Origin of the sequence: Cohnella massiliensis, assembly GCF_900169535.1 — a bacterium.
GTDB lineage: Bacteria > Bacillota > Bacilli > Paenibacillales > Paenibacillaceae > Cohnella > Cohnella algarum.
This window is the reverse complement of record NZ_LT821259.1, coordinates 3052950-3068078: the sequence shown is the minus strand read 5'-3', so window position 1 is coordinate 3068078 and position 15129 is coordinate 3052950. Positions and strand designations below refer to the sequence as shown.

Below are 15129 nucleotides of genomic sequence, written 5' to 3'. Positions count from 1 at the left end.
ACAAGCGCCGAAAATCTTTAGCCGATTTTAACGTTGCTTTTAGGCGACGTTAAGGTGCGGGTGCGAATATACTAGCATACTCTCCCTTTACTTATATAGATCGAATTCGGCCCGCGGCGACGCGGGCGCTTTTTTTTGTCGGCCGTTTTGCCGGGCGGGCCCGCTCGCGGGTTGAACCTGCATAAGATAGGTTAAAATGGTGATACAATGAAGCGGATGGAGGGACGACGATGAACAGTCGGATCGAAAAAGACAGTTTGGGCGAAATCAGGGTGCCGGCGGACAAGTTGTGGGCGGCGCAAACCCAGCGCAGCTTCGAAAATTTCAAAATCGGCACGGAGAAGATGCCGCTGCCCCTGATCCGGGCGTTCGCGATTTTGAAAAAAAGCGCGGCTATCGTGAACCGGCAACTGGGGGGACTCGACGGGGACAAGGCGGACGCGATCTCGGCGGCGGCCGACGAAGTGATGACCGGCGTCTGGGACGATCATTTTCCGCTCGTCGTTTGGCAAACGGGAAGCGGAACCCAAACGAATATGAACGTGAACGAAGTGATCGCAAACCGCGCGAATCAAATATTGCAGGGCAAAGGGATCGAGAAGCGCGTTCATCCGAACGACGACGTCAACCGTTCCCAAAGCTCGAACGACACGTTCCCGACGGCGATGCACATCGCGGCTTATGCGGCCGTTGTCGACGAAGTGCTTCCGGCGGCCGAACGGCTTCGGGCGACGCTCGCGGACAAGAGCGCGTCGTTTGCCGACGTGATCAAAATCGGCCGCACGCACCTGCAGGACGCGACGCCGATTACGCTCGGCCAGGAAATCAGCGGCTGGGTGCGCATGCTGGAGAAATCCGGGAACATGGTTCGCCAAAGCGCCGAATCGCTGCGGGAGCTGGCGCTTGGCGGAACCGCCGTCGGCACGGGGCTTAACGCGCATCCGAAATTCGGCGCGGCGGTTGCCGACGAAATCGCGAAATGGACGGGCAAGCCGTTCGCGACCGCGGAGAACAAGTTCCACGCGCTGACCAGCCACGACGAGCTCGTATTCGCGCACGGAGCGCTCAAGGCGCTTGCGGCGGACTTGATGAAAATCGCCAACGACGTGCGCTGGCTGGCGAGCGGCCCGCGCAGCGGCCTCGGCGAGCTGACGATTCCGGCCAACGAGCCGGGAAGCTCGATCATGCCGGGCAAGGTGAACCCGACCCAAAGCGAGGCGCTGACGATGGTCGCCTGCCAGGTGATGGGCAACGACGCGGCGATCGGCTTCGCGGCCAGCCAGGGCAACTTCGAGCTTAATGTGTTCAAGCCGGTCATCATCTACAATTTCCTGCAATCGGCCAGGCTGCTTGCCGATGCGGTCCGCTCGTTCGACGAACGCTGCGCGGCCGGCATCGAGCCGAACGTACCGGCGATCCGGGAGCACCTGAACCGGTCGCTTATGCTCGTAACCGCGCTTAACCCGCACATCGGCTACGACAATGCCGCCGCCGTCGCGAAGCTTGCGCATAAGGAAGGCATTTCGCTGAAGGAAGCGGCGCTGAGGAGCGGCCTGCTGACCGAGGAGCAATTCGACCGCATCGTCCGGCCCGAGCGGATGATCGCGCCGGAGGCGGACGGATAGGAAGCGAAGCCGCGTCAACCGGATCGCCGGCGAGTCGGTTATTGACGGACGGCTCGTGCGCGGAGAGCCCCGGAAACAGGTTGAGACTCAGGTCTCCGCCGGTTTCCGTGCCGCTCTCCGCTTTTTTTTCGCCGATTTTGGCGGCTGACCCGGAAACCGCAAAAAAAACCGCGCTTTTTCCTGCAAAAAACATCGCTCGGGCACCGAATCGCCCGTGTTATACTAGGCGAAAAAGGGAGGCGAGCCTGTGGCTGGATGGCCGTCGCTCGGGCGCAGCGTATTCGTCAAATTTTCCGCGGCGTTTATCGTCGTCGGGCTGATTCCGTTGTTTGCGCTCAGCTATTTTTCGCTGCGGACGTTTTCCGGTCATGTGGAACGGAATACGGTGAACAACCTCGAACAGATGGTTTTATATATGAGCTATAATTTGAACAACGTGTTCTCCGATTACGACGATATCTCACAGCTGATGTACTTCAAAGGCTCCTCGGTCATTACGAATCAGAGCGCCGGCGTCAACGAGCAGGAGCGGATCAATCAAATTCCGATCGACGATTTTTTGAGCACGATCCTGTTCGGCGACCCGTATATCCGCAACGTTTTTTTCGTGCGATCGCTGGACGGCAAGCTTTATACCCAGACGAAAGACAACAAGGCGCTCCTTCCGGATCGGCTGCCGCTCGAGAAATGGCGCGAGCCGCTGCGCGAGCGTCCCCGGCACCTTGCGATCATCCCGACCCACGAAGAGGACTATTACGTCGGGTCCGAAGCCAAAGTCATGACGATCGGCCGGAACCTGATCGATACGTCCGGGAGGATTCAAAGCGAACCCGACGTCATCGGAACGTTGTATTTCGACGTCGATCTGGCCGTCATGGACGATTTGTTCCTCGAGCTGAACCTGAACAAAAAAGACGAGCTTTACGTAAGGGACGGCGGCGGCGGCACTTTCTTCGCGAACCGGGAGCCGGACGCGGTCAAAGCGAAAGCGGCGGGGGCAAGCCCGTCCGACAAGCTGACGTTCCGGCAGGAAATTCCTTATCTCGGCGGAGAGGTCGTCATCCGCCTCGACAAGGCCGAGCTTTACGAGCAGCTCTCGACGACGCGGACGACGGTCATCGTCGCCATCGTCATATGCTCGCTTGCGCTCGCCGTGACGGGCGCCTGGTTCTCGCGGCGCTTCTCGGCACCGATCCGCAGCGTCATCCGGCAAATGGTGAAGGTCGAGTCGGGCAATTTCGACGTTCAGGCCGTCAAGGGAGGCAGGGACGAAATCGGCCGGCTCGCGCACGGCTTCAACCGGATGGTGGAACGGCTGAAGGCGTACATCGACGAGGCGTACGTCGCGCAAATCAAGCAAAAGCAGACGGAATTGAACGCGCTGAAAAGCCAGATCCGGCCGCATTATTTGTACAACACGCTCGAGGTGATCCGGATGAACGCCGTTCACAGCGAGGCCGGGGAAGTCGGGGATATGATTTTGTCGTTGTCCAATCAGTTGAAATACGTCATCGACTACGGCGAGGAGCTCGTGACCATCGAGCGGGAGCTTGAGCATCTGACGGATTATTTCTATATTATTCGGGTTCGGTTCGAAAACCGGATCGAGCTTCGCTGCGAGCTGAGCGGGGAAGTGAACCCGGCCTGGCTCATGCCGAAGCTGTCGCTGCAGCCGCTCGTCGAAAACGCCGTGCAGCACGGCATCCGCCCGAAGGGCGGCAAAGGCTCGGTTCTGGTCAGCTTCGAAAGGGAAGGCGAAGCCGTGGCGGTTACGGTGTTCGACGACGGCGTCGGAATGGAGCCGGGCGAACTGAGCCTGCTGGAGAACAAGCTGAGCGATCCGCAAGCGCCGGCAAGCGGCATCGGGCTGAAAAACGTTCACGAACGATTGAAAACGCTTTATGGGCCGTCCTGCGGACTTGCCGTCGGCAGCCGAAAGCATGTCGGCACATCGGTCAAGTTCATCATTCCGGTTCGGGAAGGAGGAATCGCGCATGGCGATACGGGTCGTATTGGCCGATGACGAGCCCCTGATCGTGAAAGGACTGCGCAAGCTGATTCCATGGGAGACGTTCGGCATGGAAATCGCGGGGCACGCCTTCGACGGCCGCGAGCTGCTGCGGCGCATCGAAGAAGAAAACCCGGAGCTTGTCGTCAGCGACATCTGCATGCCGCATTTGTCGGGAATCGATATGATCAAAGAGCTGAAAAACAGGGGATCGTCCGCAAAAATCATTTTTATAAGCGCCTATCAGGAGTTTGCCTACGCGAGGGACGCCGTCGCGTTCGGCGCCGTGGACTACATCGTCAAGCCGGTCGTCCGCGAGCAATTGGAGAAAGCCGTCGCGAAGGCGGCCGACCTGATTCTGGCGGAAAACGAGGAAGTCCGCCTTAAGGACAAGCTCCGGCTGCTGGAAAGCAAAACGGAAAGCGAGCGGATGCGGGAATGGCTGGAACAACTGGCGGACGGGCTGTTGTCCCCGGAGACGGAGGCTTTTCGGGCGCTGCTTGCGAAGATGGAGGGTCCCCTTTATACGATTGCCGTCGTCGAGCCGGACGAAGCGGCCGGAACGTCGGACCGCTGGCCGGCGCAGGAGCGCAAGCTGATCGAATTCGCGGTGGAAAACGTGCTGAACGAGCTCGTTCGGGACGCCGGGCGCGGACAAGTATTCCGGAGGGGCAGCCGCCACGTCGTCGTCGCGACGCACCGTCGGCAAGACGAAGCGATTGCGCTCATGGACGACATCCGCGAAAAGATCAACCTCTATTTAAAGCTTTCCGTCTCCATCGGAGTCGGCCTGCCCGTCGGGGATGCCGGACGCCTGGCCGATTCGCGGAATCAGGCCGAACAGGCGCTGAAAACGAGCTATTTCGAGGGCAAAAACAAGGTTCTCGTCTACCGCGAAATCGCGTCCGGCGGCGCAGCGGAAAGCGAGCTGTTCGCCGTGCAGCAGGACATCGTCCGCCGGATCGGCGCGGGCGACTGGGCGCAAGCGAAGCAAACGCTCGAACGGCTGCTCGAGCTTATTCGCGCCGCGGCGGAAGGCAATCCGGAGCTTGCCGTTTCGACCGCATTTTCTTCCGTGCTGTTTATCGTGCAGGAACTGAAAAAACACGGCGTTTCGCTTGACGGGGAAAGCTTCGACATGCAAGGCCTGCAAAGCCGGCTTGGGGGTTACCCGACGTTCGGGGCGCTGTCCCAGGGCGTGCGCGAGCGGATCGAAACGCTGATCAGGCGCATCGAAGCCCGGCCCGGAAACCGGGAAAAACCGCTGATGGCGCGGATCAAGGCGTATATCGAAGAGCATTACGCCGAAGAACTCACCCTGGAATCCGTCGCCGCCATCGCCTTCATGAATCCTTATTATTTCAGCAGCTTTTTCAAAAAGCACACGAACCGGAATTTCAAGGCGTACGTGACCGAAATCCGGATGAATCGCGCCGCCTGGCTGCTGGCGCAGACGGATCTGATGGTGTACGAAATCGCGGAGAGGGTCGGCTATCAAAACGCCCGGCATTTCAGCGACACGTTCAAAAAAACGTACGGCAAGCTCCCGAACGAATACAAGCAATCGCTAAAAAAGTAGCCGCGAATTTGTTAAAACTGCCGCACACGGCGCTTAAAAAACGTCATTGGTCGGCTGGCGGGGCGATGATACGATGGTAACCAAGGAAGCGCTTTACGCGATGATGCGCACATCGCGGGCGCTATCCGTTACCGGAATGCGAATACAAAGGGAGGCTTGCTGCTTCATGGCAAAAAAATCGGTTTTTCAAATGGTTGCCCTTTTGCTGGCCCTGTCGCTCGCGCTCGCCGCGTGCGGAGGCGGCAACAATAACGGTTCCGCAAGCTCCGGGTCTTCCGGCTCGCCGTCCGCGGGCTCCGGAGGAAGCGAATCCCCGTCAAACCCGAATAAAGAAGTCGAATTCACGATCGGGTACGCGACCGGAGACCCGGCGACCAAGCAGGCGATCGCCGATTCGATCAAGGCGTTTACCGAAGCGAACCCTCATATCAACATCGTCGACGTCAGCGAAGGCACGACGTCCTCCTATCTGGATTGGCTGAAAACGAAGGACGCGGTCGGCGAGTTCCCCGATCTGGTCGAAATGCGCGATACGCAGCTGTTCGCCGACGCGGGCAAAATCGTCGAGCTCCCGCAGGACCTGGTCGATCTGTTCGAGACGGTTCCCGAAGTGGACGGCAAAAAGTACAACGCGCCGCTTACGCTGACCGCCCCGCAAGGCATCATTTACAGCAAAAAAGCGTACGCAGACGCGGGCGTGACCGAGCTTCCGAAGACGTACGGCGAATTTTTGGACATCCAGGAGAAATTGAAAGCGACCGGCATGACGCCGATCGTCGTCGGCGGCAAAGATATATTCCATATGGGCTTTTGGCTCAACAAATTTCTCATCGACGAAGTGTACGTCCACGATCCGGACTGGAACTCCAAACGCACCGCCAAGCAGGTCAGCTTCACCGACGAAGGTCCGGTCAAGGCGATGACCGACTATAAGGAGCTGTTCCGGGAGTACGTGGACAAAGGGTTCCTGAGCACGGCGGACAACCAGACGGCTTCGATTCTGGTCTCCGGCAAGGCGGCTCAGCTGTTCTCCGGCCCGTGGATGTTCACGCAGATCGCGGAAGCCGATCCAAGCTTCGAATTCGGCTTCTATGCGCTGCCGGACGAGGAGGGCAAAGTGAACGTGCTCGGCCTGCCGACGCCGGCCGGCTGGTCGCTTTCGGCCGAGGCGGCCAAGGATGCCGACAAGCTCGAAGCGATGAAGGCGTTCGTCAGGTTCTTTTTCAGCCCCGAACAATATGCCGCTTATTTGAAAACAGCCAACGGCATTCCGTCCACGAAGGAAAAGGTCACCTACGAATCGACGCCGCAAATGCAAACCGTGCTTGAACTGATGGCGGATCCGAACGTGACGAAATCGCTCGCGATCAACAACTGGTGGGGCGAAAACCTCATCCCGCCGCAATTCCGCAACTGGTACTACAAACTGATGCAGGAGCTCGTGCTGGAAGACGGCGACGTCGTCGAATATATGAAGAAGGCCGACGCCGAATACGACGCGCAAGTGCAAGCGAACCAGCAATAACGATCGTTCAAGCAGCCTCCGGAGCGCTCTCCGCCCGCAGCGGGCGAGGGCGCTTTCGCATGACGGGAAGGAGTGAGAGAAGTGGCCAAGACGACCGCGGCACCGAAAAAAAAGAGAAAATGGCCGATTTTCGCGATTTTGTTTATTTTGCCCTCGTTCGTGCTCTATACGGCGTTCGTCATCGTTCCTACTGTAAGCAGCATGTATTTGAGCTTTACCTCATGGGACGGGGTCAGCCCCGATATCCGGTTTATCGGATTAAGCAACTTTCAGGAGATGCTCCGCAGCGAACGGGTTCACAACGCTCTCCGCAACACGCTGATTTTGTCGGTCGTGCTCGTTCTGCTCGAGAACGTCGCGGCGCTCGCGCTGGCGATGCTGGTCGATCAGGTGCGCTGGATGCGCAATCTGTTCCGCAGCGTGTTCTATTTTCCGGTGCTGCTTAGCGGCGTCGTGATGGGCTTCATCTGGACGATCATTCTGAACTATAATTTCGGAGTATTCAATCAACTTCTCGACATGCTCGGTTTGGCCGCGGCCAAGGCCGATTGGCTCGGCGACCCGGATTTCGCCATGCTCTCGATCATTCTGTCAACCGTTTGGAAATCGGCAGGCTACTATATGATCATTTATCTCGCCGGACTTCAGGGCATTCCGCAGGAGCTGTCCGAGGCCGCCTCGATCGACGGAGCGGGCCGCATGCAGCAATTCCGGCACATTACGTTTCCTCTGCTCGCGGGCTCGGTAACGGTTTGCATGGTATTGTCCATGATCAACTCGCTGAAAATATTCGATCAAATCGCCGTCATGACCGACGGGGGGCCGGGCTTCGCGACCGAAACGCTGACCTATATCATTTACAAGGTCGGATTCGGAGAGCTTCGGCAGGGCTTCGGAACGGCGCTGGCCCAAGTGCTGTTTATCATCATTTTGATCGTGACCGTCGTGCAAATCCGGCTGCTGCGCAAGAGAGAGGTGCAAATGTAGCGTGAATAAAGCGACCGTAAACGATATCGTCATATTTATCGCGACGCTCCTGCTGGCGATCGTCTTCTTTTTCCCGATTTTCTTCAATCTGATGTCGGCGTTCAAAAGCAATGCGGAAATCATGCGGGACGCGATCGCGTTTCCGGAAGGCTTTTATTTGGACAGCTTCAATTATTTGCTGACGGAAACCGATTATCCGGCCGCGATCGTCAACAGCCTCATCCTGACCGCCGTTTCGATCGCGCTGATGATCGTCTTCATCCCGATGGCCGCATACGCGATCGAACGGACGAACGCCAAGTGGACGAACTTCATCTTTCTATTTTTCCTGTCGGGGATGATGGTCCCGTTCCAGTCGTACATGATTCCGTTGTTCAAAGAGATGAAAATGCTCGGGCTGTACGGCACGCTGGCCGCGCCGATTTTGATTTACGTTTCCGGCGCGGTCGGGTTCGGCTGTTTGCTGTACACGAGCTTTCTGAAAGGCATTCCCCGGGAAATCGAGGAATCGGCGGCGATGGACGGCTGCTCCCGGTTCGTAACCTTTTGGCGGATCGTGTTCCCGCTGCTCGGGCCGTGCACGGCGAGCCTGGTCGTCCTGAACGGGCTGGGCATCTGGAATGACTTTCTGATGCCGATGCTGGTGCTTCCGTCCGGCAAGCCGAAAACGATGATCGTCGAAATTTTCTACTATGTCGGCGAGTTTTCCTCGCGTTGGGACATGATTTTCGCCGGAACGGCGATGTCGATCGTACCGGTGCTCATCGTTTTCCTGCTGCTGCAAAAATATTTCGTCAAAGGCATTTCAACGGGCGCGATCAAAGGGTAGAAGGGAACGCAGATGAAGGAATATAGCCGCCGGGGGCATCTCGGCGGCTTTTAATGTTAGGTCTTAGGAATTAATTTTTTCGCATGCGGCTGTCGTGGGGAAGGGCTTTCACAAAGCTTGACTTCGCTTTTGGCTGGTATTTCGCTCCCAGACTTCCGCAGCTTTCCGTTATTGCAATCGCTAGAAAGACCCAAACTTATTTATTAAATCTTAAAGTTTCAAATGTTTACCTGGACGGGCGATTTCGTGTATTGTTTTCGAGGGAACGTTTTTGTTTGGAATATAATTCCATATAAAGTTTCTCGACACACACAGTCTGGAAGGGGTAAACATCATGGAGTGGAAGAAAAACGCAAAGAGCTTGCTGAAATGGTCGATTCCGCTAAGTTTGGCCGTCGTGTTGGCCGCATGCGGAGGCAATGACAATAACGGGGGGAGCTCGCCTTCGGCCAGCGCCAGCGCGAGCGCAAGCGCAAGTCCGAGCGCAAGTCCGTCGGCCAGCCCGAGCGCAAGCCCGTCCGAAAGCGCCAGCGCCAGCCCGAGCGAAGAAGCGAGCGCTTCTCCGTCCGCGGAAGCGGCAGCCGGCTTCAAAACGTACGAGGACGCGGAAAGCGGCATGAGCATTCAATATCCGGAAGACTGGACGGAAACCCAAGTGGCGGGTGCTCTCATCGCCTTCTTGTCGCCGCTCGGCGAGAACGACGCGTTTGCCGAAAACATCAATCTGATCGCGCAGGATTTGGGCGGCCAGGAAGTGACGATGGACCAGTATGCCGAGCTTACGATCGCCCAATTGGAGACGGTCATTACCGACTTCAACCTCTTGGAGCAAGAGACCGCCGAACTGAACGGCGTTCCGGCGACGATGATTTCGTACACGGGCACGCAAGGCGAGCTGGATCTTGCCTGGACCCAAGTGTTTGCCATCAAGGACGGCATCGTTTACGTGTATTCGTACACCGGGCAGCCGGCGACCGAAGAAGAGTTTGCGCCGATCGTGGAGCAAACCGTCGCGAGCTGGAAGTTCTGATTCGCGATACTCCGCAACGGGAAGCAAAAGAGGCTGTCCCATAAGTAACCTCTGGAACACCTTTAGCAGCAAAATAGGATGGCACTCGGAATAAACGAAGGAGCTAAGCGGCCTGTTGTCGCTTAGCTCCTTCGTTTTTTGCGTCCACCGCTGCTTTCTTGAGCAGATTGTGGGCAAGCGAAAGCCACCCGACCTCCAGACTTACTTTGGGTAAGCCTCGAAGCAGGAACCGTTTAAAGCCTCGGTTGTTCTTCATATCGCCAAACACAGGTTCCGGCTCGATCATGCGCCTTACGGCCAGGGCATACCCTTCTTCACTGCGGAGCTTTTCCCTGGCCTGGTTCTTTAGCCGCCAATACTTCATGCTCACTTTGATCTCGCGATCACCTTGGGCTTTTGTACACTGCGGCTTTAGCGGACAGTCCTCACAGCCGGCACTTCGGTAATGTCGATATTCGATTTCATACCCACTTTCCGTTTTCTCCTGGCTCACTCGGCGGAAATGGAGCGTTTGTCCGGCCGCACATGTCCATGTATCTTGTTCGCTGTTATAGGTCCAGTTGTCGATCTTGCTGATGTCCTTTTGCCATGCCTTGCTCTTTTCACGGTGATACGTGCTGTACTTCACAATGGCTTCGACTTCATTTTGCTCCAAGTAGTCGTAATTTTCTTCACCGCCATAGCCCGCATCGGCGATAACGGTGTTTGGCAGCTTGCCGAGCTGCGATTTTATCTTCTCCAGATGCGGGATGAGACAGCGCGTATCGGTCGGCCGCTGGTGCAGACTGTAACCGACAATGAATTGATTTTCAGTGCCGATCTGAACATTGTAGCCTGGCTTCAGTTGGCCGTTTCGCATGTGGTCTTCTTTCATCCGCATAAACGTGGCGTCAGGGTCTGTTTTGCTGTAGCTGTTTCTCGTGCCTAAAATCGCTTCCTGCGCCTCATACTTTTGAAGGCGAGGAAGCAAGTCCTTGCGGAGCGTGCGCACTGCCTTCTTCAGCGGCTTGTCCTTTGGTTTCTCCTGCAGACGCTCCTCCAATTGTTTGACGGCTTGCTCCAGCTTTTCACCGGTGATGGAAGAGGACTCGCCCAGCTCGGGAAGATCCTTGCCGTCGTGCGTTCCTTCTTCTTGCTTCTCAGCTTCCTCTATGGCGGCAAATAAGGTCTGCACTTTCTCTTGAAGCTTGGCTTTATGCCTCACGACCGCTTTTCCCCAAACAAAGGTGTACCGGTTGGCATTCGCTTCGATCTTCGTGCCGTCCACAAAGTAATGCTCGAGCTGCACGTAGTTCTCCTCAGCCAGAAACTGAAGAACGGCGGTAAACACCGTCTCCAGAACCGTTTTCATCCGCTCCGAACGAAACCGGTTGATGGTGCGAAAGTCCGGCCGTTGTCTGCCTGCGATCCACATGAACATGATGTTTTCGCGGACAGCTTTGGCGATTTGACGCGAGGAGTAAATGCGCTGCGTGTAGGCGTATATGATGACTTTGGTGAGCATTTTAGGATGGTAGCTGTCTCGTCCGCCTCCAGGGTAAGCCGCGTCGAAGATGGCGTCGTCGAGACGATTGACGGCGGCGTTGACCACGCGAACGAGGTGATTGGCGGGAATGTCCTCTTCTAAATCCATTGGTAAACAGAGTTGATCCATGGTATATTGAATGTACAAAGAAACCGTCTCCTTTGGTTTATGGTTGGGTGGTACCTCCATTTTACCAGAGAGTGGTTTCTTTTTGTTTGACGATTATAAAAAAGAGGGTCGCCCCTCAGTCATTTAGGATGACTTCTGGGACACCCTCTTTCGATATAGGCAAGCTTTTGTTGGATTTTACCGCAAGTTTGTTGGCGATCCGCAAAATGGAGGTTCGGAAATCGCTCTTCTCGCGATGCTGCGAGGAATCCTCCGGAGGCGCCGCTTCAGGACGAGCCATGTGCAATCCCGATTCGTTTCCTGTATCATTAGAAACGATAGGCGGAACTTTATTCCAGCGATAGCCAATGCCAAAAGGAGGAAGCGGAGATGGAACTGATTTATCACGGACATTCCTGTCTGCAAATCGTAACGGAAGGGAAATCGATCGTCATCGATCCTTTCCTGCGGGGCAACGAACTTGCCGTGACGAAGCCGGAGGATATAAAAGCCGACTACGTGCTCCTTACCCACGCCCATACCGATCATATTCTCGACGCCGAACCGATTGCCAAGACGAACGGCGCTCCCGTCGTCGCCGCGGTCGAGCTTGCCGATTACATGTCGGGCAAAGGGCTGAAGACGATCGGCATGAACATAGGCGGGACGATCGATCTCGGCTTCGCCAAGGCGACGATGGTGCAAGCCGTTCACAGCTCCGGCATTCAACTGGAGGGCGACAAAGCGATTTACGGCGGCTTGGCCGCGGGCTATATGATTCGCGCCGAAGGGTTGACGATTTTACATACGGGCGACACGGCGCTGTTCGGCGACATGCAGCTCATCGGCAAGCGCCACAAGCCGGACGCCGTCTTTTTGCCGATCGGGGACCACTTTACGATGGGACCGGACGACGCGCTGCAAGCGGCCGAGTGGTTCGGAGCAAGCTGGACGGTTCCCGTCCATTACAATACGTTCGCTCCGATCCGGCAGGATGCCGAGGCGTTCGTCAAGCGGCTCGGGGAAATCGGGCTCAAAGGCAAGGTGCTCGCCCCGGGCGAAAGCTTCGTGCTGCCGGCGTAACCCTAAATGAAGCAGCGCCCCGGAACCGGGCAAGGTTCGGGGGCTTTTTTTGCAAAATAAACCCGACTAATTAGCCCTGAATAATTGACGGATATTCGTTCATTATAATTTTTGTTAATCATCACTGAGTATCATCGAATTGGAAGGATAGAAAGGGGGGGCGATGTGTCCCTGGAAAAAAGTCCGTATCAATTGGAATACGAGTTTCTCTCCTATTTGGCCAAGGCGGGAGGACCGGTCGGAGCGACGACGCTCGTGCTCGTTCTGGGCAAAACGTTTTCGCTGAGCCATGCCGCGGCGGACGCGATGACCGGCCATATCGACCAATCGATTCAAGACGTTTACCGGTACTACCTCAGTCAACGAGAGGAAACTGCGGATAACGGCGCCGACCGATAAAACCGGCACGCTCGGCGCCAGCGGGACGACCGGGGGCCGCATTTGACGTTCGCAACCCGTTTGTTTTATGCTTCGAGTAGCGCGGGCCCGGCACTGCGTCCGGGGGATGACCGGACGGCCGGCGTCCGGGCGGCAGCAAGGGTTGCAAAGGAGCATCGGCATGGAAAAAGTTCGCTTTGGCGTTATCGGAACAAACTGGATTACGGAAGCTTTCATTCAAGCGGCGAAAGAAACGCCCGATTTCGAATTGACCGCCGTGTACTCGCGAACGACGGAACGGGCCCGGGAATTCGCGGACAAGCACGGGGCCGCGGGCGCGTACGACGATATCGGGGGGATGGCGGCCGGCGGGGAAATCGATGCGGTTTACATCGCAAGCCCGAATTTTCTGCACGCGGAGCACGCGATTGCCTGCATGCGTCACGGCGTTCACGTGCTGTGCGAGAAGCCGCTGGCTTCGAACGCGGCGGAAGCGAGGGCGATGATCGAAGCGTCGGAGCGGCACGGGGTCGTTCTGATGGAGGCGATCAAGCCGGTTTTCTTGCCGAATTTCGCGGTCATTCGCGACAGTCTGGGCAAAATCGGCAACGTTCGGCGGTATTTCGCGAGCTTCTGTCAATACTCTTCGCGCTACGACGCTTTCCGGGCGGGAACGGTGCTGAACGCGTTCAATCCCGCGCTTTCGAACGGCGCTCTGATGGACCTGGGCATTTATTGCTTGTACCCGGCCATCGCGCTGTTCGGACGGCCCCTGGAAGCGAAGGCGAACGGAGTCATGCTTTCCTCCGGCGTCGACGGGGAAGGGAGCATGCTCCTTCGTTATCCGGACATGGAGGGCGTCATTCAATATTCGAAAATATCGAGCTCCTCGCTGCCGAGCGAGATTCAAGGGGAAGACGGGACGATCGTCATCGACCAGATCAGCCAGCCGTCCCGGGTGGAAATTCGTTACCGCGACGGCCGGATTCTCGATGCGAGCGTTCCGCAATCCGCCAGCACGATGACGTACGAAGCCCGGGCGTTCATCGAAGCGGTAAAAGCGGGAGAGCGGCGGTCCGCGTTTTACTCGCCGTCCGACTCCTTGGCGGTCATGGAAACGATGGACGAGGCGCGCAGGCAGATGGGCCTCGTCTATCCGGCCGACGCGAAATCGTAAGGCGGTTCGCCCGAAGCCTCCGATGCGTTCATTCGAACGTTTTCGGAGGCTTTTTCGCTTGCGCCGCCGTTTCCGCGGCGATTCGATCGTTTCCGACGGGGCGGCGGATCGGCTTGCCGTTTTGCGGCAACTATGGCATCGTAAAGTTTGGCGGCCGTCCGACCGGACGGAGGAAGGGTCGAGATCGGGAAAACGAGGAACACGGAAGGGGACAAGCCCGGTGAATAAACTGCAAATTCGCGGCACGGAGCTTCGCATCTCGCAAATCGGACTGGGCTCGGCGCTGTTCGGCAGCAAAATTTCGCGCGGCGACGCTTTTCGCCTGATGGACCTTTATGCGGATCGCGGCGGAAACATGGCGGATACGGCGGAGGTGTACGCCAACTGGCTGCCGGATACGGAGCCAAGCGCCAGCGAGAAAACGATCGGCGAGTGGATGAAGGCGAGAGGCAACCGGAACCGGCTCGTCGTGACGACAAAGGGGGCGCATCCGCGCACGGAGACGATGTCGGTCGGCCGGATGTCCGAAGCGGAAGTCCGCGAAGATGTCGAAGGGAGCCTGCGGCGCCTGCAGGTGACGGAAATCGATTTGTATTGGCTGCATCGCGACGACACGGCGCGCGGGGCGGGAGAAATCGTCGAGATGATGAACGGGTTCGTGCGGGAAGGAAAAATCCGCTGCTTCGGATGCTCGAACTGGACGGTGGAGCGGATGCGGGAGGCGCAGGCTTACGCGGAGGCGCGCGGACTTCGGGGTTTCTGCGCCAATCAGATGATGTGGAGCCTGGCCGCCGCCGACAAAAGCCGGCTGGCCGACCCTTCGCTCGTCCCGATGGACGAGGCGATGTACGAGCTGCACCGGGAAACCGGGCTTGCGGCGATCCCCTATTCGTCTCAGGCGCAAGGCGTTTTCACCAAGTGGGAGGAAGGAACGCACGCCGAAGACGACGAACGGATCGCGGCCCAGTACCGCAGCGCGGACAATGTCGCCCGCTGGATACGGGCCAGCCGGCTCGCCGCCGAGCTGTCGCTGCCGCTGAACCGGATCGTGCTCGGCTACCTGCTTAGCCAGCCGTTTCCGACGATCCCGATCGTCGGGCCGAATACGCCCGGGCAGCTGCTCGACAGCCTCGAAGCGGCCGAGACGAAGCTGACGCCGGAGCAGCTGGCCTGGCTGGATAAAGGGGAGGCGTAAGGTACGCCGATTCCCCGCTTGAACGGCAAGGTGCCGCCCCCAGGGTGCATATCCCGGGGACGGCCCGATTCGCATTGTTT

General features: G+C 57.6%; 12 protein-coding genes. 11 read left to right on the top strand and 1 reads right to left on the bottom strand.

Annotation, left to right across the window (positions count from 1 at the left end):
- The first annotated feature begins 230 nt into the window (after positions 1-230).
- The 7 genes from fumC (at position 231) to B7E11_RS28050 (ending at position 9583) form a co-directional block, all read left to right on the top strand.
- Complete coding sequence (fumC, locus tag B7E11_RS28080) at positions 231-1625, top strand: class II fumarate hydratase (protein WP_080840726.1); 1395 nt, start codon at positions 231-233, stop codon at positions 1623-1625.
- A gap of 247 nt (positions 1626-1872) precedes the next feature.
- Positions 1873-3648 carry a cache domain-containing sensor histidine kinase gene (locus B7E11_RS28075; RefSeq protein ID WP_080840725.1) on the top strand — a complete coding sequence of 592 codons (1776 nt, stop codon included), beginning with the start codon at positions 1873-1875 and terminating at the stop codon, positions 3646-3648.
- Positions 3620-5212 (top strand): response regulator, encoded by a 1593-nt coding sequence (locus tag B7E11_RS28070; RefSeq protein ID WP_176220930.1) that lies wholly within the window; start codon positions 3620-3622, stop codon positions 5210-5212. Before B7E11_RS28075 ends, B7E11_RS28070 begins: the two co-directional genes overlap by 29 nt.
- A 166-nt stretch (positions 5213-5378) precedes the next feature.
- The gene (locus tag B7E11_RS28065) at positions 5379-6737 is read left to right on the top strand and encodes an ABC transporter substrate-binding protein (RefSeq protein ID WP_080840723.1); all 1359 of its coding nucleotides are present in this window, start codon (positions 5379-5381) and stop codon (positions 6735-6737) included.
- Between the two features lie 81 nt (positions 6738-6818).
- Positions 6819-7724, top strand: coding sequence for a carbohydrate ABC transporter permease (locus B7E11_RS28060; protein ID WP_245809839.1), 906 nt, complete (start codon positions 6819-6821; stop codon positions 7722-7724).
- Between the two features lies 1 nt (position 7725).
- A complete protein-coding gene (locus tag B7E11_RS28055) occupies positions 7726-8553 on the top strand; it encodes a carbohydrate ABC transporter permease (protein WP_245809838.1) in 828 nt (275 codons plus the stop codon).
- 334 nt (positions 8554-8887) lie between these two features.
- Positions 8888-9583, top strand: a complete 696-nt coding sequence (locus B7E11_RS28050) for a PsbP-related protein (RefSeq protein WP_080840721.1) — start codon at positions 8888-8890, stop codon at positions 9581-9583.
- A 103-nt stretch (positions 9584-9686) separates the two neighbouring features.
- On the opposite strand, the gene B7E11_RS28045 is transcribed toward B7E11_RS28050, so the two are convergent.
- Positions 9687-11255: an IS1182 family transposase gene (locus B7E11_RS28045; RefSeq protein WP_080840720.1), complete on the bottom strand. Its 1569-nt coding sequence runs from the start codon at positions 11253-11255 to the stop codon at positions 9687-9689.
- A gap of 351 nt (positions 11256-11606) precedes the next feature.
- On the opposite strand from B7E11_RS28045, the gene B7E11_RS28040 reads away from it, so the two are divergent.
- The 4 genes from B7E11_RS28040 (at position 11607) to B7E11_RS28025 (ending at position 15049) form a co-directional block, all read left to right on the top strand.
- The gene (locus tag B7E11_RS28040) at positions 11607-12299 is read left to right on the top strand and encodes a metal-dependent hydrolase (protein ID WP_080840719.1); all 693 of its coding nucleotides are present in this window, start codon (positions 11607-11609) and stop codon (positions 12297-12299) included.
- A gap of 165 nt (positions 12300-12464) precedes the next feature.
- Positions 12465-12698, top strand: coding sequence for a hypothetical protein (locus B7E11_RS28035; RefSeq protein ID WP_080840718.1), 234 nt, complete (start codon positions 12465-12467; stop codon positions 12696-12698).
- Positions 12699-12858: 160 nt separating this feature from the next.
- Entirely contained in the window at positions 12859-13854 is a 996-nt protein-coding gene (locus B7E11_RS28030) for a Gfo/Idh/MocA family protein (RefSeq protein ID WP_080841076.1), read from the top strand.
- 220 nt (positions 13855-14074) lie between these two features.
- Positions 14075-15049, top strand: coding sequence for an aldo/keto reductase (locus B7E11_RS28025; protein WP_176220929.1), 975 nt, complete (start codon positions 14075-14077; stop codon positions 15047-15049).
- Positions 15050-15129 lie beyond the last annotated feature (80 nt).